The 19,830-nt window shown below is 60.1% G+C and carries 22 protein-coding genes; 5 read left to right on the forward strand and 17 right to left on the reverse strand.

Annotated elements, in window-relative coordinates; genetic code table 11:
* Positions 1 to 2 precede the first annotated feature (2 nt).
* The 5 genes from ASD36_RS21300 to ASD36_RS21320 form a co-directional block, all read right to left on the reverse strand.
* The gene (locus ASD36_RS21300; protein WP_060506186.1) at positions 3 to 464 is read right to left on the reverse strand and encodes a tripartite tricarboxylate transporter TctB family protein; all 462 of its coding nucleotides are present in this window, start codon (positions 462 to 464) and stop codon (positions 3 to 5) included.
* Between the two features lie 134 nt (positions 465 to 598).
* Entirely contained in the window at positions 599 to 1,582 is a 984-nt protein-coding gene (locus ASD36_RS21305; protein WP_060506187.1) for a tripartite tricarboxylate transporter substrate-binding protein, read from the reverse strand.
* Positions 1,583 to 1,786: 204 nt separating this feature from the next.
* The gene (locus tag ASD36_RS21310; RefSeq protein ID WP_060506188.1) at positions 1,787 to 3,142 is read right to left on the reverse strand and encodes a sigma-54 dependent transcriptional regulator; all 1,356 of its coding nucleotides are present in this window, start codon (positions 3,140 to 3,142) and stop codon (positions 1,787 to 1,789) included.
* Positions 3,139 to 4,959 carry a sensor histidine kinase gene (locus ASD36_RS21315; RefSeq protein WP_060506189.1) on the reverse strand — a complete coding sequence of 607 codons (1,821 nt, stop codon included), beginning with the start codon at positions 4,957 to 4,959 and terminating at the stop codon, positions 3,139 to 3,141. Before ASD36_RS21315 ends, ASD36_RS21310 begins: the two co-directional genes overlap by 4 nt.
* 107 nt (positions 4,960 to 5,066) lie before the next feature.
* Entirely contained in the window at positions 5,067 to 5,312 is a 246-nt protein-coding gene (locus ASD36_RS21320; RefSeq protein WP_060506190.1) for a hypothetical protein, read from the reverse strand.
* Positions 5,313 to 5,431: 119 nt separating this feature from the next.
* Here ASD36_RS21320 and ASD36_RS21325 point away from each other — a divergent pair, with 119 nt between their 5' ends.
* Positions 5,432 to 6,316 (forward strand): LysR substrate-binding domain-containing protein, encoded by an 885-nt coding sequence (locus tag ASD36_RS21325; protein ID WP_060506191.1) that lies wholly within the window; start codon positions 5,432 to 5,434, stop codon positions 6,314 to 6,316.
* A 20-nt stretch (positions 6,317 to 6,336) separates the two neighbouring features.
* Here the strand turns inward: ASD36_RS21325 and ASD36_RS21330 are convergent, their stop codons facing one another.
* The 10 genes from ASD36_RS21330 to ASD36_RS21375 all read right to left on the reverse strand — a co-directional run bounded on the left by ASD36_RS21330 (position 6,337) and on the right by ASD36_RS21375 (position 15,247).
* Positions 6,337 to 7,353 (reverse strand): DNA topoisomerase IB, encoded by a 1,017-nt coding sequence (locus ASD36_RS21330; protein ID WP_060506192.1) that lies wholly within the window; start codon positions 7,351 to 7,353, stop codon positions 6,337 to 6,339.
* A 113-nt stretch (positions 7,354 to 7,466) separates the two neighbouring features.
* Complete coding sequence (locus tag ASD36_RS21335; protein WP_060506193.1) at positions 7,467 to 9,467, reverse strand: ASKHA domain-containing protein; 2,001 nt, start codon at positions 9,465 to 9,467, stop codon at positions 7,467 to 7,469.
* 83 nt (positions 9,468 to 9,550) lie between these two features.
* Positions 9,551 to 9,886, reverse strand: coding sequence for a hypothetical protein (locus ASD36_RS21340; RefSeq protein ID WP_060506194.1), 336 nt, complete (start codon positions 9,884 to 9,886; stop codon positions 9,551 to 9,553).
* Positions 9,887 to 9,905: 19 nt separating this feature from the next.
* Positions 9,906 to 10,886 carry a methyltetrahydrofolate cobalamin methyltransferase gene (locus ASD36_RS21345; RefSeq protein ID WP_060506195.1) on the reverse strand — a complete coding sequence of 327 codons (981 nt, stop codon included), beginning with the start codon at positions 10,884 to 10,886 and terminating at the stop codon, positions 9,906 to 9,908.
* Between the two features lie 93 nt (positions 10,887 to 10,979).
* The gene (locus ASD36_RS21350) at positions 10,980 to 12,074 is read right to left on the reverse strand and encodes a methylenetetrahydrofolate reductase (protein WP_060506196.1); all 1,095 of its coding nucleotides are present in this window, start codon (positions 12,072 to 12,074) and stop codon (positions 10,980 to 10,982) included.
* 2 nt (positions 12,075 to 12,076) lie between these two features.
* Entirely contained in the window at positions 12,077 to 12,655 is a 579-nt protein-coding gene (locus ASD36_RS21355) for a methylenetetrahydrofolate reductase C-terminal domain-containing protein (protein WP_060506197.1), read from the reverse strand.
* Positions 12,648 to 12,950, reverse strand: coding sequence for a virulence factor (locus ASD36_RS21360; protein ID WP_060506198.1), 303 nt, complete (start codon positions 12,948 to 12,950; stop codon positions 12,648 to 12,650). The genes ASD36_RS21355 and ASD36_RS21360 overlap by 8 nt, the downstream gene beginning before the upstream one ends.
* 112 nt (positions 12,951 to 13,062) lie before the next feature.
* Positions 13,063 to 13,839, reverse strand: coding sequence for a formyl transferase (locus ASD36_RS21365; protein ID WP_060506317.1), 777 nt, complete (start codon positions 13,837 to 13,839; stop codon positions 13,063 to 13,065).
* A 20-nt stretch (positions 13,840 to 13,859) separates the two neighbouring features.
* Positions 13,860 to 14,504, reverse strand: coding sequence for an exopolysaccharide biosynthesis protein (locus ASD36_RS21370; protein ID WP_060506199.1), 645 nt, complete (start codon positions 14,502 to 14,504; stop codon positions 13,860 to 13,862).
* Between the two features lie 122 nt (positions 14,505 to 14,626).
* Positions 14,627 to 15,247, reverse strand: a complete 621-nt coding sequence (locus tag ASD36_RS21375; RefSeq protein ID WP_060511793.1) for a DUF1638 domain-containing protein — start codon at positions 15,245 to 15,247, stop codon at positions 14,627 to 14,629.
* Between the two features lie 39 nt (positions 15,248 to 15,286).
* On the opposite strand from ASD36_RS21375, the gene ASD36_RS21380 reads away from it, so the two are divergent.
* Positions 15,287 to 15,445: an entericidin A/B family lipoprotein gene (locus ASD36_RS21380; RefSeq protein WP_060506201.1), complete on the forward strand. Its 159-nt coding sequence runs from the start codon at positions 15,287 to 15,289 to the stop codon at positions 15,443 to 15,445.
* A 77-nt stretch (positions 15,446 to 15,522) separates the two neighbouring features.
* Here ASD36_RS21380 and ASD36_RS21385 read toward each other — a convergent pair whose 3' ends face one another.
* Both ASD36_RS21385 and ASD36_RS30755 read right to left on the reverse strand, forming a co-directional pair.
* Positions 15,523 to 16,221 (reverse strand): B12-binding domain-containing protein, encoded by a 699-nt coding sequence (locus ASD36_RS21385; RefSeq protein ID WP_060506202.1) that lies wholly within the window; start codon positions 16,219 to 16,221, stop codon positions 15,523 to 15,525.
* Between the two features lie 61 nt (positions 16,222 to 16,282).
* On the reverse strand, positions 16,283 to 16,456 hold the full coding sequence (locus tag ASD36_RS30755; RefSeq protein ID WP_156393898.1) for a hypothetical protein: 174 nt from the start codon (positions 16,454 to 16,456) through the stop codon (positions 16,283 to 16,285).
* A 148-nt stretch (positions 16,457 to 16,604) separates the two neighbouring features.
* Here ASD36_RS30755 and ASD36_RS21390 point away from each other — a divergent pair, with 148 nt between their 5' ends.
* The 3 genes from ASD36_RS21390 to ASD36_RS21400 all read left to right on the forward strand — a co-directional run bounded on the left by ASD36_RS21390 (position 16,605) and on the right by ASD36_RS21400 (position 19,799).
* Positions 16,605 to 18,176 (forward strand): trimethylamine methyltransferase family protein, encoded by a 1,572-nt coding sequence (locus ASD36_RS21390; protein WP_060506203.1) that lies wholly within the window; start codon positions 16,605 to 16,607, stop codon positions 18,174 to 18,176.
* Between the two features lie 107 nt (positions 18,177 to 18,283).
* Positions 18,284 to 18,985, forward strand: a complete 702-nt coding sequence (locus ASD36_RS21395; RefSeq protein ID WP_060506204.1) for a hypothetical protein — start codon at positions 18,284 to 18,286, stop codon at positions 18,983 to 18,985.
* A gap of 94 nt (positions 18,986 to 19,079) precedes the next feature.
* Positions 19,080 to 19,799 carry a phosphodiester glycosidase family protein gene (locus ASD36_RS21400; protein WP_244482345.1) on the forward strand — a complete coding sequence of 240 codons (720 nt, stop codon included), beginning with the start codon at positions 19,080 to 19,082 and terminating at the stop codon, positions 19,797 to 19,799.
* Positions 19,800 to 19,830: the final 31 nt, after the last annotated feature.

A 19,830-nucleotide genomic window follows, 5' to 3' on the forward strand; every position in this document is an offset into this window, starting at 1 on the left:
TCCTACAATCTGACCCAGGGGCCGAAGCGCTGGAAGGGCAGGCCGAGCGCATAGCTGAACACAGCGACCGAAAAGAGCGTCAACGCTGCCGACAGCGCAAGCGCCGTCAGCGGTTTCATGCGCTGCGAAGCAAAGCAGGCGATCAGTGCGGTGAAGAACAGCGACGGCACGAAGCCGAGGCCGCGCACAGTCAATCCGAAAAAGATCGGCGCCGGCAGGATGAACAGCATGCCGCGCCAGGCAATCGGCCCGAGCGGCTCGCCCTCCACACGGGTTGATTGAACAATGATGACGATGCCGAGAAGCGTCAGGATGGCTGCAAGAAACAATGGGAAATAACCGGGGCCCATCTTGAACGCCGTACCGAGTTCAAGCCCGAGGCTTTGATAGATGAAAAAGCCGCCAAGTCCGATGAAGAGCGCACCGCAGAGCGCATTGGTGGTGTCGAAGGATAAGGATTTCATGATGCCTCCTGTGTTTCAGCCCGGCCTCCAGTCCCCACCAGCGTATCGCGTGGCCGTCAAAATGACATTGGGCGGATGCCTCCCCCTTTCAAGAAAGAGGGAGGCGGGAGGGCATAGGACTATCGTGGGCGTGATCAGTCGGCGTATTGGCCGGCGGCTTCGATCACCGGCTTCCAGCGGGCGATTTCGGTCTCGAGTTTGGTCTTCAGGGCGGCCGGTGTCGCTTCGGCTTCCGAAGATGGAACCGTGCCGAGTTCGGCGAAGCGTGCGACGACGTTCGGGTCCTTGAGGGCGACTTGAAGCGCCTTTGAAAGGCGTTCGGTGGCTTCTGCCGGTGTGCCCTTCGGCGCGTAGACGCCGTGCCAGATGCCGACCTGGAAGTCAGCAAGACCGCCTTCGACAGCTGTCGGGACGTCCGGCAGGACCGGCAGACGCGCAGGCGAGGTGACGGCATAGGCCTTGATGGTGCCGCCGACGATCTGCTTTGTGGTGTTGGTGGTTTGGTCGCACATGATATCGACCTGGCCGCCGAGCAAGTCGGTCATCGCCGGGCCGGTTCCCTTGTAGGGGACGGTGACGAGCGGCGTTTCGATGGCGCTCATGAACATCATGCCGCAGAGATGCGAGGCAGCGCCGATGCCGGCATTGGCAACGGTGACCGTGTCTTTGTTGGCTTTGACGTAGTCGATCAGGCCCTTGAGGTCCTTCGGCTCGAAATCCTTGCGGGCGACAATGGTCATCGGCACGTCGGTGACGAGACCAACATATTCGAAGGCGTTCAGCGTGTCATAAGCAAGCTTGCGGTAGAGCGTGGCGCTGGTGGCCATGCCGATATGGTGCAGCAGAACCGTGTAACCATCCGGATCGGCCTGTGCGACGCGGCCAGCACCCAGCGAACCGCCGGCGCCGCCGACGTTTTCAACGACGATCTGCTGGCCGAGATCCTTCGACATGGATTCGGCAACGAGGCGCGCAACCGTATCGGTTGGTCCACCGGCCGAGAAGGGAACGACCATGGTGATCGTGCGGTCCGGATAGGACTGTGCGTGTGCGGAGATGGAAATGAGGGAAACGGCAGCAAGGGCCGTCATGCCAAAGATGGCTGTCAGGGTTTTCATCGAAGTCCTCCCGGATGAAATATGTTGCCAGCCGGCGCAGCTCCTCCCGCGCCGATTCTGGATGCTTTATTTGTGAAGGTGAGCCCTCATGCGGCAACTGTTCCACGCCGGCTTCAGCCGGTTTTTGCAAACAGTGCGGCGCAGCATGGGTAAGTTTGGGGACATACGCCGGAAAGTATGGGTGGATTTCCACCCATTGCGCCGTCAAAGGGCGTAGTCGTCGTCCTCGATGGACAGCTTTTTATCCAAACCGTATTTCTGCATTTTCTCGTAAAGCGTCTTTCGCGATATGCCCAGAAGCTCATAAACGGGCCGCAACGCGCCGCCATGGGCGGCAAGCGCGCTGGCGATGATGCCGCGTTCATAATCGGCGACCTTGTCGGCGAGGCGTTGTTTTTCGGGCTGTACCTGTCCTTCATCCGGCCTCAGGTCGAGCCCGAGGACCAGCCGGTCGGCCGCGTTGCGCAGTTCGCGGACATTGCCCGGCCACGTGCGTTCGGCAATCTCGGTGATCAGGCTCGGCGGCACATCGATATCGCTGCGCACATAGCGGGCGGCGGCCTCTCTGACCAGCTGCAGGAACAGGAGCGGGATATCGGCCTTGCGCTGCGCCAGCGAGGGAACGTGCAGTGTCGCGACATTCAGCCGGTATAGGAGATCGGCGCGAAAACGCCCGGCTGCCACTTCCGCCTCGAGATTGACCTTGCTAGTGGCGACGAAGCGCACGTCGAGCGGTACGATCTCGTTGGAGCCGAGGCGGGTAATCACCCGTTCCTGCAGCACCCTGAGAAACTTGGCCTGCAGGTCGAAGGGCAGGGAGCCGATCTCGTCAAGCAGGATGGTGCCGCCGCGCGCATGTTCGAATTTGCCGTAGCGTGGCCTGATCGCCCCCGGAAAGGCCCCGGCTTCATGGCCGAACAACTCGCTTTCAATCAGGTTTTCCGGCAGGGCCGCGCAGTTGATGGCGATCAACGGGCGGTCGGCGCGGGCGCTGATATCGTGAAGCGCCCGGGCAACAACTTCCTTGCCGGCGCCGGTTTCGCCGATGATCAGCGTATCTGCGTCAGTAGCGCCGATGGCGCGCAGCCGGTAACGCAGGTCGACCATCGCCTGTGTGCGGCCGGGCAGCCGTGCCTCGATATCGTCCCTTTTGCCGGCGACGGCTCGAAGGCGGCGGTTTTCGAGGACGAGGCTGCGCCGGTCGAGCGCGCGGCGGGCAATTGCTGCCAGATGCTGGGCCGTAAATGGCTTTTCCAGGAAATCGTAGACACCTGCGCGCATCGCCTTGACGGCGAGCTGTACGTCGCCGTGGCCGGTCACCAGGATGACCGGGATTTCTGCGTCGACCTCGCGGATGCGCTGTAACAGCGTCATGCCGTCCATGCCGGGCATGCGGATATCGCTGATGACGACGCCGGAAAAGCTGTAGCCGATCAGTTCCAGCACATCCTCGGCGCTGGAAAGCGTATCGACCTCCAGTCCGAACAGGCCGAGCGCCTGCGCGGTGGAGCGGCGCATATCTTCTTCGTCGTCAACCAGCAGAACGCGTGCATCACTCACTCGGCGGCCTCCCGGGCGGCGGTTGCGGCCTCAAGCTCTATGCGAAACATGGCGCCTCCCTCCGGATGATTGGTGACGGAGAGACTGCCGCCGAAGTCCTTGACGATATTGTAGGAGATCGAGAGACCGAGACCCAGCCCCTTGCCGACGCCTTTGGTGGAATAAAACGGGTCGAAGATGCGCTCCACGATCGCACCCGGTACACCCGGTCCGTGATCCCTGATCGTCAGGATAATCTTCCCGTCCTGACGTTCCGCCAGGACATGGATGCGCCGGTCGTCTAGACCTTCGACCGCATCCGCTGCATTGGTGATGATGTTGACGAGGACCTGTTGCAGCCGGACGAAGCCGGCATGGACCATGACGGTGTCTTCGCCAAGTTCGACTTGCAGATCGGCATCGGCGGTCTTCAGGCGGGCGGAGACGATCTCCAGCGTATCGGCGATGACGGCACCGAGCGCCACGGATCCGAGCTTTTCGTTCGGTTTGCGGGCAAAGTTGCGCAGGTGGCGGCTGATCGAGGCCATGCGGTCGATCAGTCCGGAAATACGCCTGATATTGTCGCGGGCCTCGGGTACGCGTTCCAGATCAATCAGCATCGCCGCGCTATCGGCATAGGTCTTGGCAGCGGCCAGCGGCTGGTTGAGTTCATGGGAGAGGGCGGCCGACATCTGGCCGAGACCTGCGAGCTTACCTGCCTGGATCAGGTCCGCCTGCGTCTTTCGCAACTCCAGTTCGGTCAGCCGCCGCTCGGCGATTTCTTCCTCGATGCGCTGATTGACGAGGGCCAGATCGGCCGTGCGCTCCTCGACCCGGTGTTCCAATTCGTTGCGCGCCTCGGCCTGCATGCGCATGCGCTCGGCAAGGCGAGCACGGCGTTGCATGATGATGGCCAGCCCAAGTCCGGCGAGGCCAAGGAAGAGCACGACCGCAATGATGGTGGTTCGTGCCTGGGTGCGAACGGATGCGGTGTCCATCAGCACGTTCACGGTCCAGTCCGCCTCCGGCATATATTGCGACAGGACCAGATATTCCCGGTGTTGCGCGGTGGTCATGGTCATCAGTTCGTGGCCGTCGAGTGTCGAGCGGGTGATCGGTAATGGCGTGATGTCCGCCTCGGCGTAGCGCCGCGATGCCCCGGTCCGTTTCAGACGCTCGCTGTTCAGCGGCAAGGTGCTGGAATAGAGCCATTCCGGGCTGCCGGTCATGAAAACGATACCCTCGGGGTCGGAGACGAAAATCTTGTACTCGCCGCCGCGCCACGAAGCCTCGATGGAGCTGATATCGACCTTGAAGACGATCACGCCTCTAATGCTGCCGGTCACGAGGATTGGCGAGGCGAAAAAGTAGCCGCGCACAAACGAAGTGGTGCCCAGCGCGTAAAAGCGGGATTGTTTGCCCTTGGCAGCATCCTGGAAATAGGGGCGGTAGCTGAAGTTCTGGCCGACAAAGCTTGTTTTCAGATCGTAGTTGCTGGCCGCAATGGTGTCTCCGTCGAGGGTTATGACGTAGATATCGGAGGATTCCAGCAGGCCGTTGATCTCCTTGAGGTAGACATTCGCCGCATCGCGCAACGTCTTGTCATCCGGGTGTGTGATCAGTTCCTTGATATCGTCATGATCGGCGATCAGGGCCGGTAAGGGTTCATAGCGGCTGAGGTGGCCGCTCAGCGCCGAGACTGCAAGGCGCAGAGCTGAGCTTGCCTGCAGCGACGCCTCGTCCATATAGCTGCGCGTTGCCCATGCTCCGCCCTGAAAGATCACGGCAAACAGCACAAACGGCGCAAGGCATAAGGCAGCGAACAAGCGAACTTTCACGGAATAAAGGCTCCTCCCTCGTTTCCGGCCAGTGGCTATGCGCCACCGGCTACGAGTTTAGAGGCCCACGTCGGAGTTTCCAAGGCTTGTTATCGGACTGCCGGCGCTTAGCGCTGTTCCAACGCAATGACTGTACCATCGGAAAAAGCCAGATCCTGTTGTAGACTGGCGGGCAGATGGGCGATTTCGCGTCGCGTTGCCTTGCGCGTTTCCGCGATTTTGCGGGCTTGGTGGCCATGGCTCAACTGCTCCACCAGCGGCGCAAACATTTGGCGCATCGAGAATGTGAAGCCACCGGAGCAAAGCCGAACGGAGGTCGTGTCAACCGGTGTTGTGTCGTGATGCAGGGACATGGGAAGCTCCTTTCGTCGTGTCTTCGATGTTTGCAACTTGACTATCGGCCTCCTTTGAGGTTCAATCAAACGAAATGAAGTGATGTTCTTATTCAGAAAATCTGATCCGTGAGGCTCCCATGAATATGATGCTACGGCATGTCCTTCCGCTTCTCGAACTGGACATCCTGAAAACGTTCGTCGCCATCGCCGAGACCGGAAACTTTACGACGGCCGCCGAAACGGTCTACCGGACCCCATCGGCGGTCTCGATGCAGATTAAGAAACTTGAGGAAATGCTGGGCTGCGTTCTCTTCCTGCGGGATGCGCGTTCGGTATCGCTGACGCCGAAAGGCGAGGTGCTGCTCGGGTTTGCGCGGCGCATGCTGGCGCTCAACAACGAGGCGGTGTCGCGTTTCCTCTTGCCTGACATGAACGGCGTTGTCCGTGTCGGCGCACCGGAAGATATCGGCGAGCGCATCCTGCCTGAAGTGTTAAAGCGGTTTTCCGAATCCTATCCGAACGTCACGGTCGACGTCACCATCGGGACCAGCACCGTCATGCGCAAGCGTGTCGATGAACACCGGATGGACATCGCCATCTTCAACAGCATGGCCGGCGAGAACACCGGCGGCGGCGAAATCCTCGTTTCTGAAAGGCTTGTCTGGGCCGGGACGAAATGCGGAACGGCTCATGCACGCGACCCGCTGCCGATCTCGATGTGGGAAGATGGTTGCGTCTGGCGTGCCGACGCCGTGGAGAAGCTGACACAGTCCGGCCGCAAGTTTCGCGTGGCATTTTTAAGCGCCCATACGACTGGACAGCGCGCTGCCATCCAGGCGGATCTGGCGATTGCGCCACTGCCGCGCTACCTTGTCCAGGGTGATCTCGTGGCGCTTGGCGAAGCCGAAGGCCTGCCGGAGCTTGGTCACTACAATATCGGTCTGCAGGTGGTCGACAATGCTTCGCCACCGGTTCTGGCCGTCGCCGAGCATGTGCGCACCGCGTTCGTCGGATTGCAATAAACGATAGGCAAGGGCGGTGCCTATGCGCCGTCCTTCTTCAGCCAGCGCTGAACGCGGATTTCATCTTCATCCATCCATCGTGTCAACGTTTCGCTGCGGCTTGCGCGCATTTTTGCAAGTTCCGCCAGCGAGCCATTCTCAAAATCTTCGAAAACTTTCGGATGGATATAGGACGAGCGGCAGACCGCGCGGGTGTTGACGAGCCGGGTCGCGACCGTATCCACCACGTCATTGATCTGGCGCTTGATTTGCCTCTGGCTCGGGCCTGGTTCGATCATTGAGAGAGCAGTCGCTGCCATACGGGTAGCACCCCAGGTGCGGAATTGCCGTGAAGAAAAGTCGGCGCCGGAGGCGTCGCGGATATAGGCATTGACGTCCTGTGAGCGGATCGCATGCCGTTCGCCATCCTCATCAAGATACTGAAACAATTGCTGACCGGGCAGTTCCTGCAACATGCGGATCGATTTTGTGATGCGGCGATCGTTGTGGCTGAGCCGCCATTCCTTGCCGGATTTACCCTTGAAGTTGAAGTGGACGCTGGCCCCTTCAATCTTCACATGGCGATTGCGCAGCGTCGTCAGGCCATAGGAGCCGTTCTCCTCGGCATAGGTGGCATTGCCGACGCGGATATAGAGATTGTCGAGCAGCCAGACGATTGTCGCCAGCGCCTTGTCCATGCCCGGCTTGCGCAGACGTAGATCGTTATCGACCTTCTCGCGTATCTTTGGTAGCCGCGCGGCAAAATCCGGCAATTGGGCGAACTTGGTCTTGCCGCGTTCGGCCGACCATTCCGGATGATAGCGATATTGTTTTCGCCCGCGCGCATCCCGCCCGGTCGCCTGCAGATGCGAATGCGGATCGGTCGAGATCAGCACATCGGTATAGGCGGGCGGAATGGCAAGTGCTGCGATCCGATCCAGTTCACTCCGGTCGTCGATCCGCCTGCCGTGGGAATCATAATAGCGAAAGGCGCGTTTGCCCGGCTTGCGGGTAATGCCGCCATCCAGATTGGACAGGTAGACGAGCTCCGGCGGCATTGCCGCCTCCGCGTCATCGTTTTTTCGGGTGCGAGATTGTGTCTGATCCACAGTGACGCAAAAACGCCACCGTGGTCATTTGGTTCCAGCGGCGGTGAGCAGATTCGGGGTGGCTATTCGCGGCTGCGGCGCCTGCGCCGGCCGCCGCCATCTGCGCCATCGTCGGTCAGCACTTTCCGCTCGGGCAGTTTTACCACCGCCGAGAGTTTCGGGAAGGTGTCGACCTTGTTGGGAAGCGCCATCGCATAGACGAAGTGCTCCTGAAACTTTGATTCAAGTGCCGTCTCTATCTTCTCGATTTTGCTGATGGTTTTCTCAATTTCGCGACGGTGGTCGCGGTTGAGCAGCGCCATCAGCGCGCCGGTCCCGGCAGCGTTGCCTACGGCCTTGACCTCGGAGAGATCACAGTCAGGAATGAGGCCGAGAACCATGGCGTATTTCGGATCGATGAAGGAGCCGAACGCACCGGCAAAGCGGATCGTATCGACATGCTCGATCTCGAGCTTTTCCATCAGAAGCTTGATGCCGGCATAAAGGGCCGCCTTGGCAAGCTGGATGGCACGCACGTCATTTTGGGTTACCGTGATGCGCTGGTCGCCATCATGCAGCAGATACGAGAAGGTGCGGCCGTTCTGCAGGATGCGCGGGCTCTTTGCCGCCATGCCACCATCGACGACGCCGTCTTCGGAAATGATGCCGCTGAGATACATCTCCGCCACTACCTCGATGATTGCCGAGCCGCAAATGCCGGTGACGCCGACAGCAGTAGCCGCCTCCGCAAAGCCCTCTTCATCCGACCATTTATCAACGCCGATGACGCGGAATTTCGGCTCCAGCGTTTCCGGATCGATCCGCACCCGCTCGATGGCGCCGGGAGCGGCGCGTTGGCCTGAGGAAATTTCGGCACCTTCAAAGGCAGGGCCGGTCGGCGAGGAGGCGGCGACGACACGGTCCTTGTTGCCGAGCACGATTTCGGCGTTGGTGCCGACATCGACCAGAAGCATCATGCGGTCCTGACGGTAGGGGCCTTCCGCCAGTGTTGCGCCGGCAGCGTCGGCGCCGACATGGCCAGCGATACACGGCAGCATGTAGACACGGGCGCCACGGTTGACGTCAATGTCGATGTCATGCGCCCAGTATTGCAGCGCGCCGGAGACTGCCAGGGCGAATGGCGCCTGGCCCAGTTCGGTCGGGTCTATGCCAAGGAACAGGTGGTGCATGATCGGATTGGCGACAAAGACCATGTCGAGAATGTCGTGGCGATCAACCTCTCCCTCGGCACACACTTTGCCGATCAGGACATTGATGGCTTCGCGAACAGCCTTGGTCATGGCTTCCCGGCCGTCCGGGTTCATCATCACATAGGAGACGCGGCTCATCAGGTCTTCGCCAAAGCGGATCTGCGGGTTGGATGTGCCGGAAGAGGCGACGATGCGTCCAGACAGCAGTGAAACCAGATGCATGGCAATGGTCGTCGAGCCGATGTCGCAGGCGACACCATAAGCTTCGTTCTTGAGGCCCGGCCACAATCCGACGATGAACGGGCGGGAACTGTCCATGTCGCGGTGGATGGCGGCGGTGACACCCCAGTTGCCCTTGCGCAGGATGCCCTGGATTTGCGGGATCAGATGCGGCGCGATCAAAAGATCCTTCCAGCCCCAGTCCTTTTCCAGCATCACCTTCAGCCGGTCGAGGTCGCCGAGCGGCTTGTGCATGTCGGGCTCGTCGACCTCGACATAGCAGAGCTGGACAGCGGCATTGCGCTCGATCACGCGGTCGGTCGCGGCCTTGCGCACCACCTGCGCGTTGATGACGGTATCTTGCGGCACATCGACGACGAGGTCGCCGAGGATTTGCGACGAGCAGGACAGGCGGCGCCCCTCAGGCAGGCCGCGAATACTCTCGTAGCGCTCTTCCTTCGGTCCCTTGACCGAGATGTGGTCGAGCGAGGAGATGATCTTGTGCTTGGCAAAATTGCCTTCCTGCACCGAGACCTGACAGCGGCCGCAGGTTGCCCGGCCGCCGCAGACGCTCTCCACGTAGACACCGAGCGAGCGGGCCGCATCCAGTACCGGCGTGCCGACGGGGAAACGGCCACGCTTGCCGGATGGCATGAAGAGGACGAGGGGATCACTTTTGTTTTCCTGGGCGGACACGGTCAGTTTATTCCTATGCAGTTTGGGCTTTTCGCTTCGGCCTATTCATTGAGCCGCCGCGCATTGGCGCGGACACGGCTGCCATATGGTTTCAGTGCTGCGACTGCAACACGGTCGGAAGCGCCGGCAAGGCCAGCGCAGGTTCCGGTCGCGAGTGCAGCTGCAGCAATCATGCCTTCCTTCACCATCGCGACGTTGACGGCCACGATGCTTTCGGTGGCGGCCGAGAGTTTTTCCGTGATCATCCGGCTGACTTCCGCCGCGCCGCTGGGGGATCCGCTCGAGAGGGCAAAGTCCTGCAGGCGCGAGGATATGACCATCGGAGCCTGGAACCAGAGGCTGGCGAACTCGTCGAGCAGATCGGCACTGAAAAACATCACGTCTCTTTTCTGGCGGTTATTCCGCCTTTGCTTCGGCCGGTTCTTCTGTCCGGGGGCCAGCGCGTCCAGCACGGCCACCGCGGCGGCCACTGGAGGCGCCTGGAGCTGCTGCGGCGGGGGCCGCATGGCCGCCTGCCGGATTGTGATCGCGATAGGTCATGATCCAGGAGCCGCAATTCTGATCGGTCCCGTTCAAGACGTTTGCCGCGCGAACCGCTTCCATTTCCTGCGGACGGCAGGGGTTCATGATCGCCGACGTCATGCCCGCACCGATAACCATGGGGATGAAGCCGGCATTGATGCCGTGGCGATGCGGCAGGCCGAACGAGATGTTCGACAGACCGCAGGTGGTGTTGACTTTCAATTCGTTGCGCAGACGGTGAAGGAGTGCGAAGACCTGACGGCCCGCGTCGCCGAGAGCGCCAATCGGCATGACCAGCGGATCGACCACGATGTCGTGCGGCTTGATACCATAATCCATGGCGCGTTCGACAATTTTCTTCGCAACTGCGAAACGAACGTCCGGGTCCATCGAAATCCCGGTCTCGTCGTTGGAAATGGCGACGACCGGAACGTCATACTTCTTGCAGAGCGGCAGGATCGCCTCGAGTTTCTCTTCCTCGCCGGTCACGGAGTTTACCAGCGGCCGGCCTTTGGCAACCTTCAATGCGGCTTCAATGGCTGCCGAGACCGAGCTGTCGATCGACAGCGGCACATCGACAAGGCCCTGGACGATTTCGAGCGTCTGGACGAGCAGGGCCGGCTCGGTTTCGTTCGGATTGACCGAGGTAACGCCGGCATTGACGTCGAGCATCGTGGCGCCTGCAGCCACCTGTTCCAGCGCGTCCTTTATCACGGTTTCGAAATTGCCGACAACCATCTCGGCGGCAAGCTTCTTGCGGCCGGTCGGATTGATGCGTTCACCGATGACACAGAAGGGCTGGTCGAAGCCGATGATGATTTCGCGGGTGGCGGAAGCAACGATGGTGCGGGTCATGTCTGATCCTTAAGGTCGGTGAGCGCTATCTGATCGGCGCCGGGATGTTTGTCAAAGGCATGGCCTGCCGGCTGGGCCACAATTGTCTGGTGTTCAATGCTGGCGGTGCGCTGCGACGTCGGCCATTTCCTGCTGATTTTCCTGCTTGCCGTCACGGATCGCATCAAGCCGTTCGGCAACGCGGCTGTCACCGGGATTGGCTTCGCGTGTCCACGGTGTGCGGCCCTTGAGGACGCCGGATTCGTGGACGATCTCGGCGACATATTCTTCCTGCCGATAGGCCATGACGTGAACGCCCGACACGCCCTTGATCTCTTTCACCTCGTTGATGATGTCGATGCAGAGCTGCTTGCCTTCCTTCTTCTGGTCCTGCGCGCCTTCCAGCCGCTTGATGATCGCATCAGGGATATGAATGCCCGGCACGTTGTTGCGGATCCAGTTGGCTGTTTTGGCCGAGGCGAGCGGTCCGACGCCGACGAGAATGAAGCATTTTTCGTCAAACCCGAGATCGCGGACCTTGCTCATGTAGTCGCGGAACATCGGCACGTCGAAACAGTACTGGCTCTGGACGAACTGAGCGCCGGCCTCAATCTTCTTGCCAAGCCGGTAAGGGCGGAAATCATAGGGCGGCGCGAACGGGTTGATTGCCGCGCCGAGGAAAACTTGCGGCGGCGTCGTCAGCTTGCGGCCGGAGAGGAATTTCGAATTGTCGCGCATGACGCGCACCGTTTCCAGCAGCGACATGCAGTCGAGGTCGAACACCGGCTTGGCGCCGGGTTGGTCGCCCGCCTGAACGCCGTCGCCGGTCAGGCACATGATGTTGGCAACGCCCATGGCGGCGGCACCAAGCACGTCGCCCTGAATGGCGATACGGTTCTTGTCGCGGCAGGCGATCTGCATGATCGGCGCGTAGCCCATGCGGGTCAGAAGCGCGCAGATGCCGACCGACGACATATGGCAATTGGCGCCGGACGCATCGACGGCGTTGATGCCATCGACCCAGCCTTCGAAGATCGCGGCGCGTTCGTAGACATCTTCCGGATTGGCGCTGTCGGGTGGGTTAAGTTCGGCGGTAACGGCAAATTCGCCGCGGCGCAGCACCCGTTCCAGGCGACCACGTGAGGAATGACCGGGCACGGGATCGAGCGGAAGGTGGCGGCCGAGCGGGTTTTCGTCGAAATGGGCCATGCTCAGGCGTCCTTTGCGGCGGCAGCGGCTTCGCGAGCTTCGGCGGCCTGCGCGGTGACGCGCAGCCAGGACGAGGTTTCGCGCAGGGATTGGTTGACGGGTTTCTGCACGTTCAGGATCGCATCGCCCTTCACCATGTTGCGGGAGCCTTCCCAGGCCTTGACCCAGACGCAAGGCATATCCGGCTCCACTTCACAATTGCCATTGGCGCGAACGCCGCCGCAAGGGCCGTTGCGCAGCTGCTTGGGGCAGTTCATCGGGCAGGACATGCCGGTCGATGACAGAGCGCACTGGCCGCACATGCGACAGTCAAACAGGAGACCCTTGACGTTGCGTTCGATGAACGTGATCGGTGCTTCGACGCGGCTATAACCGATTGCCTTCCACAACGGGTGAAGCAGCAGGAAGACGTCGGCGAACCGGTGGTAGAACCATTCGAAGAACCGCGAATGGCGAACGGCCCACAGGCGGATCGTGTAACTGCGGCGCGAACGGCGATTGGGCGAAACGCCTGACGGTGTATAGGCGCCGGTGGCGGCCTTCTTGGCTGGAGCGGCATTGCCGGGTTTTGCATCAGCCATTGTCTTTGCCGCCGGATTTGACGAGGGCGACCAGCCGCTCCTTGTCATAGGCTGCTTCCAGTTCGGCCGCTGCCTTGTCGGCCTCAAGTTCGAGATCGTCGGAGACCGGAACCGGATCGGCCTTGCGCCATTCCGCCAGATAGTCGCCGCTGTCGGCTGCACCGGTGCGCATGGCGCACATGTCTATCGCTTCGGTAAAGCGCAGGGTTAATTCCCGCTTGGCGGACTTGCGTCCCTGCTTGATGATGACCTGCGCTGGAATATCGCGCCAGTAAACGATAATGCGATCTGCCATATGCCCGAATTCTCCTCTTGCCTGACAATGCGCATCTTGTCTCGCCATGGCTCACCTTGGCACGACGCGCGTCATGCTCAAAAGCGACTTGCCCTCAATGTTGACGATATAACTACCAGATGCCGCGCGTCACGCCATTCCAGAGCCATGTCCAGATCGGCGGATGATACCATTGGCGCGAATTGCCATGTGTTGGCAGGGGCTCGAGATTGCCAGATAACGCATCTTCGACGGCGCGAATGGCAATGCCGGTGGACGCTGCGGTCTGCAGCAGCGGATAGGTGTGCATCGTGTCGTTTTTCGACGGTGTCATGCGCGATTGATATAGAACATCGCCGGTATCGACGCCTGCATCGACCAGATGCACGGTTGCACCGAAATTCGCCTCGTCGTTCTCCACACGCGCCCAGTATCCGCCCATCAGGCCGCGATATTGCGGGGTGATGCCGGCATGGAAATTGATGACCGGGCAGGGCATGGCTGCAAGCGTCGATGCGGACAGCATGCGGCAGCTGACGAGGAATACGACGGCCGGGTGCAGGGCGTTGATCTGTTCGATTGCCTTTGGTGTGTTGATGGAAGCAACGGCAATCACCGGGATGGCCCGTTTTTCGCGATCATCGGCCTCGTACTGTTGTAAAATTTCCGCCGTACGTTTTTCAGTAAAACGCTTGCCGAACTTCGAAGCCACCATCGTGGCAAACTGACCGGCTGCTGTGATCAGACCCAGCTTGCGGATGCGGCGTTTGAGAAAGAGTTTTTTCGATTCGGGCTGTTCCAGCAGAACCGTGACGTTGCCAAAGCGGCTCTCAAGCGCATTGATCAGGATCTGCGGATTGCGTCCGCCAGCAGTGACGATAACGATATGTTGGTTGGCTGCGGAGGACATGCCGGCGATCACTATCCGTCTCAGATGATGAAGGTCAGGATGGCACCGGCAGCAAGGATGACGCTGGCGGCGACGGCAAGGGAGACGATGCCGATCAGGGCGCCTGCGACAAGACCAAGGCCATCGCGCTCGGTATGGGCAAAGCCGATGACGGCAAGCGCGAAGGCTGGTAGCCAGTTGCCGAAGGGAATGGGCAGGAAGATCACCACCGCGAGAATGAGCGCCAAAAGGCCGATCAGCCGTTCGGCAAACCGGCTGCCGAGAAACCAGCCGCGTGGCTTGATTAGGGTCTCGGCGCGCTGCAGCCAGGGCGAGATGCGGTTGACGAAGACGAAGAAGGTGGCGTTGTCGAAGGCATAATCACCCATGCGCTTGGGGAGCCAGATGCGCGGGCCGCGTGAGGCAAACATCTGCCAGGCGATGAAGACCAGCGGCAGACCGAGAATAAAGGTGGCGCCCGGTGGCAGAGGAATGAGGTTGGGAAGGGCAAAGACGACGAGGAAAGCGCCGAAGGAGCGGTCTTCCATGGCACCGGCAAGCTCGCGCAGGGTGATTTTCGAACCGGCGTTGAGCGAAAGATTGCGCAGCAGTTGAGAAAGTTGCTGCGGGTGGTGGCTGTGGGCCGCCGTCCTTGCCGATAGGTTCGTTGCGAAAATGTCCGTCATCCCCGTCACCTTATTATTGTGTTTGTAGGGGGAGTTTGGCGGGCGGTCGTTACGATGCACTTAAATCAAATGCGGCGTTTCATGCAAAATTGAGCGCAAGGCTAACAGATGGTTGCTGGCGGTCAGGCCTGCAGAAGTGCCGGGGTGAGGTCGCCATAACCGGTGAAGCGGTATTCATAGGCCAGTCCCAGCGTCTCGGCGGCCTTGCGGGCCTTTTCCTGCAGTTTTTCGTCTTCGACCTGCGAGAGATAGACGAGTTTCTTGTAGTGGCCGAAATACATGTCGCGCAGTTCCGGATGGCGGTCGAGGCCGAGTGGCTCGATGACGAAGGCGTCGAACTGGCGAGCAAGGAAATCGGTCAGAAAAAAAGACGTGAAATCGTCGTCCCAACCAGCCTCGAAAGCCGCATTGCCGGCAAAGAAGGAAAAACAGTGCGGTCCCGCGATACGCTCGACCTGTTCTTCCTCGCAGAGCTTGTCGAGTAGACCGCCGGTGCCGCAATCGGCATAGGCGACGAAGATGCGACCAAAACCTTCGGCGCGGGCCTTGTCGATAGCGATCTTGATGCCGGGCGTGATCTTGTCCGGGGTGTTGTGCCAGATGGCGGGAAGGCAGGTGAGGTCGATATGTTGGAGCTTATTTGCCTCGCAGACAGCAAGGATTTCGCGGGCGATAGCACCGCAACCAATGACGTGAACTTTTTCCGATTTCGCGCGTTCCATAGCCGAAGATCTTTCTTCCACGTCAATTGAACCTGTCACCCAGCATAAGGAACCCGCGTCATGACAGCAAAGACAATCGCCACCATCGGTCTAGTCCTCTTTTCCATCACGACGCTGGCGTCGTGCGGCAACACCATCCGTGGCATGGGCCGGGATACCGCCAACGCGGTTGATGCGACCCAGGACGCTGGCCGTAGCGTAGAACGTGCTGCCAAATAAGGCTGGTTCCTAAAATAGGAAAACCGGCCGCGCTTTTCATGAGGTCGGCCGGTTTTGCATGGTCAAATCGGTGTTGATCAGGCGCCGGACAGCTGGTTGTGCTTGCGCTTCATGAAGTCCTTTGCGGTTTCGACCGCTACAGCGGCATCACGGCAATAGGCATCTGCACCGACAGCCTTGCCGAATTCCTCGTTGAGCGGTGCACCGCCGACGAGGACGACATAGTCGTCGCGCATGCCCTTTTCCTTCATCGTATCGATCACGACCTTCATGTAGGGCATCGTCGTGGTCAAAAGCGCCGACATGCCGAGAATATCCGGCTTTTCGCGCTCGATGGCGTCAAGATAGTTTTCGACCGGATTGTTTATGCCAAGGTCGACGACGTCGAAGCCCGCACCTTCCATCATCATGCCGACGAGGTTCTTGCCGATGTCGTGGATATCGCCCTTGACGGTGCCGATGACGACCTTGCCCTGCTTCGGTGCGCCGGTGGCGGCGAGCAGCGGGCGAAGGATGGCCATGCCGGCCTTCATCGCATTGGCGGACAACAATACTTCCGGCACGAACAGGATGCCGTCGCGGAAGTCGACGCCGACGATGCGCATGCCTTCGACCAGCGCTTGGGTGAGAACGTCATAGGGAGCCCAGCCGCGCTTCAGGAGGATGTTGGTTCCATCCTCGATCTCTTCCTTCATCCCGTCGTAGAGATCGTCATGCATCTGCTGCACGAGTTCGTCGTCGGAGAGATCCTCGAGAATGATTTCGTCGTCTGCCATGATGGTTTTCCTCGGTTCCTGGCGCTGTCAGGCTCAAACCTCCCCGACGCAGGCACTATACTTAGCTTTGTTGGTTCCAAAAGCTCTTTTCGAAAGCGACGTCGCGTACGATGAAAAACGACGGCAGCGCGATCGTTGACAGGCCATAACGGGCCGGGCTTAACAAAAACAGTGCATTGGCTGCTGTGATCGCCGGAAAATATGGTAACCGCAGTTCCGGCAGGCTAGGTGCCATGCCGAAATCCGGCGGTGTCCCTGGACCAGTCGTCGCGATCGTGTTCGAGTTGCGCCATGCGTTGGCGCATTGAGAACCGTTCGGATGCTGGGGCTTGGTAGCATAGGCTCGACAAGTGCGCAGACGAGGCGCGGGAGAGGATAAAGACATGGTAGATGTAACCGAGCAAACCGAAGAAACCGGCGGACGCCGCTCGCGCGGTGAGGGCCGGGGTGCTGCAGCCCGCCGTGCGTCGCGCACGGGCGGTGGTGCGCCGCCACCGCTTCCTTACATCACCCGAAAGATTCGCGAATACGAGGTGCTCGATGAGGAAGGCCTGGCACTGATCGAGGCCAATGCCGACCTGATCCTCGAAGAAATCGGTATCGAGTTCCGCGACGACGAAGAAGCGCTGGCACTTTGGAAGCAAGCTGGCGCCGAGGTGCGCGGCCAGCGGGTGCATTTCCCCAAAGGACTGTGCCGTCAGTTGCTGAAAACCGCACCGTCCAATTTCACCTGGCATGCACGCAATCCTGAGCGCAACGTTCACATCGGCGGCAAGGCGACTGTGTTTGCGCCGGTTTACGGACCTCCCTTCGTGCGCGATCTCGACGGCCAGCGCCGCTATGCGACGATTGAGGATTTCCATAATTTCGTGAAGCTAGCCTACATGGCGCCGTCGATGCACTCCTCGGGTGGGACCGTCTGTGAACCGGTCGATATCCCGGTCAACAAGCGCCATCTCGACATGGTCTACAGCCATATCAAATATTCCGACAAGCCGTTCATGGGATCGGTGACCGCGCCGGAACGGGCCGAAGACACGATCGCCATGGCGAAGCTGGTGTTCGGTGACGATTTCGTCGAAAACAACTGCGTGACGCTGAATCTCATCAATGCCAACTCGCCCATGGTGTTCGACGAGACCATGGTCGGTGCATTGAAGGTCTATGCACGACACAACCAGGCCTGTGTCATCTCGCCGTTCATTCTTTCCGGAGCGATGAGCCCGGTGACGGTGGCGGGAACTTTGACACAGATTCTCGCCGAAGTGCTGGCCGGTGCCGCATTCACCCAGCTGATCCGGCCGGGCGCACCAGTGCTGTTCGGCACGTTCGCGGCCTCGATCTCGATGCAATCGGGGGCGCCGACCTTCGGCACGCCGGAGCCGTCGCTGGTGTCCTATGGTGCTGCACAGCTTGCGCGCCGTCTCGGCCTGCCGTTCCGCACAGGCGGATCGCTCTGTGGATCGAAGGTTCCCGATGCCCAGGCAGCTCACGAATCGGCCAACACGCTGAACATGACGCTGCTTGCCGGCACCAACTTCGTGCTCCATGCCGCGGGCTGGCTCGAAGGTGGTCTCGTGTCGTCCTACGAAAAGTTCATGATCGACCAGGACCAGCTCGGCATGATGCAGAAAATGGCCGAGGGTGTGGATCTTTCGGAAAACGCGCAGGCGCTCGATGCTATCCGCGAAGTCGGTCCGGGCAGCCACTACCTCGGTTGCGCCCATACCCAGGCCAATTTCCAGACGGCGTTCTACCGCTCGGCGCTGGCTGACAACAACTCGTTCGAACAATGGGAAATCGAGGGCGAAAAGCGTGTCGAGCAGCGTGCTAATGCGCTCGCCCGCAGCTGGCTGGAACATTACGAACGGCCGCCGCTTGATGCCGCGATTGACGCGGCGCTTCTCGACTTCATCGCCAAGAAGAAGGATTCGATGCCTGACGCCTTCACTTGAAGAGAGCCCGAACAAGCCAGGGAGAGAGGCGGAGCGGCGCAAGTAGCAGACTTCATCCAGAATGAGGTCTGGCGCCCACATTACGACAGGCAGGGGCCGAAACCGAAATGACCGGTCCCGTGACATCAAGCGATGTTTTGAGTGAACTCCGTGCAGCGCTTGCGCCGCACGGAGTTTTTTTACGCGGTGTCGTCAACTTTGCCGACGGCGAAACGGTGCCCGTCTTGAAGGACGGGAATGCGGCCGGCAGCGTGGTTTTACTGGGAAATGCCGGCGGATCGATCTGGCCTGCGTTTGAGCACTGGCGTAATTCCTCGCCCGATCGCGGCGGCAAAAACCCGCTCGATGCATGGTCGAAAGCTGTGATCGAGCCGGTGGCCGACGCTTTTGGCGCAACCGCCTATTTCCCCTCGGATGCGCCTTGGCAGCCGTTCCAGCAATGGGCGATGCGGGCGGAAGGCTTGAAATCGTCACCACTCGGCATCCTCATTCATCCACGATACGGACTTTGGCACGGATATCGCGGAGCACTTGCCTTTGCGCAGGCTCTGCCGCCAACCGCGAGCCCCATTTATCCGCATCCTTGCGATCATTGTCCCGATCGGCCCTGTCTCTCCAGCTGTCCGGCACACGCTGTCTTGCCATCGGGGTTTCAGCTGGGGCCGTGCCGGGCGCATCTGGAAACAAGAGCGGGGCAGGCTGGCTGCATGATGGCAGGATGTTTTGCCCGCAATGTCTGTCCAGTCGGTGCTGCCTATCGTTATCCGGCGAAACAGCTGCATTTTCATATGGCTGCCCTCAGTTTATAAAATTCCGGCCTCTATTTTGCTGTTCTCGGACGACAGCGTCGGGCGCGTGTGAAATGAGGTGGGTATGTTTCGTTCCTTGAGTATCGGGTTGGTCATGACCGCATCCATTCTGTCCGCTGGCGAGGAGGAGGCCGCCTGCCGTATGGTGACGCACTTGACGCAAAGTTATGCTGTTTGCAGCTTCGACCCCACCGCCAGTGACATCGGAATCTTTCACCGCGGCCGCGATGGCCAGCCCTATGGCGGCTTTGCGCCTCTTATGCACGATCTGCGGCAGGAGGGTGAATATCTCGAATTCGCCATGAATGGCGGCATGTACGAGCGCGACCTGACATCCGTTGGCCTGCTGGTGACCGACGGTGTCGAGCGCAAGGCAATCGACCAGGGCTATAGCTGGGGTAATTTCTACCTGAAGCCCAATGGGGTTTTCTTCCTTCAGGGTGGCCGGGCAGGTGTCCTGGAAACCGAAGCCTATGTCGATGCGGCGGTCAAGCCGGATTTCGCCACGCAATCCGGGCCGATGCTGGTGATCGACGGGCAGTTGCATCCGGCCTTCCTGCCGAAAAGCGATAGCCTGCAGATTCGCAACGGTGTTGGCGTCGATCAGAAGGGCATGGCTATCTTCGCGATCTCGCTGGAGCCTGTACGTTTCCATGATTTCGCGACCCTGTTTCGCGATCAACTCGGTTGCGCCAACGCGCTGTTTCTGGATGGTTCGATCTCCAGCCTGTTTGCTCCCTCTCTCCAGCGTTACGACAATACCCATCCGATGGGGCCGATCATCGCCGTGACCCGGAAAATCCCGGGATCGTGAAAATATTTTGGTCCGCACCCAAGGATCGGCC

Source organism: Rhizobium sp. Root1334 (assembly GCF_001426665.1).
Classification (GTDB): domain Bacteria; phylum Pseudomonadota; class Alphaproteobacteria; order Rhizobiales; family Rhizobiaceae; genus Pararhizobium.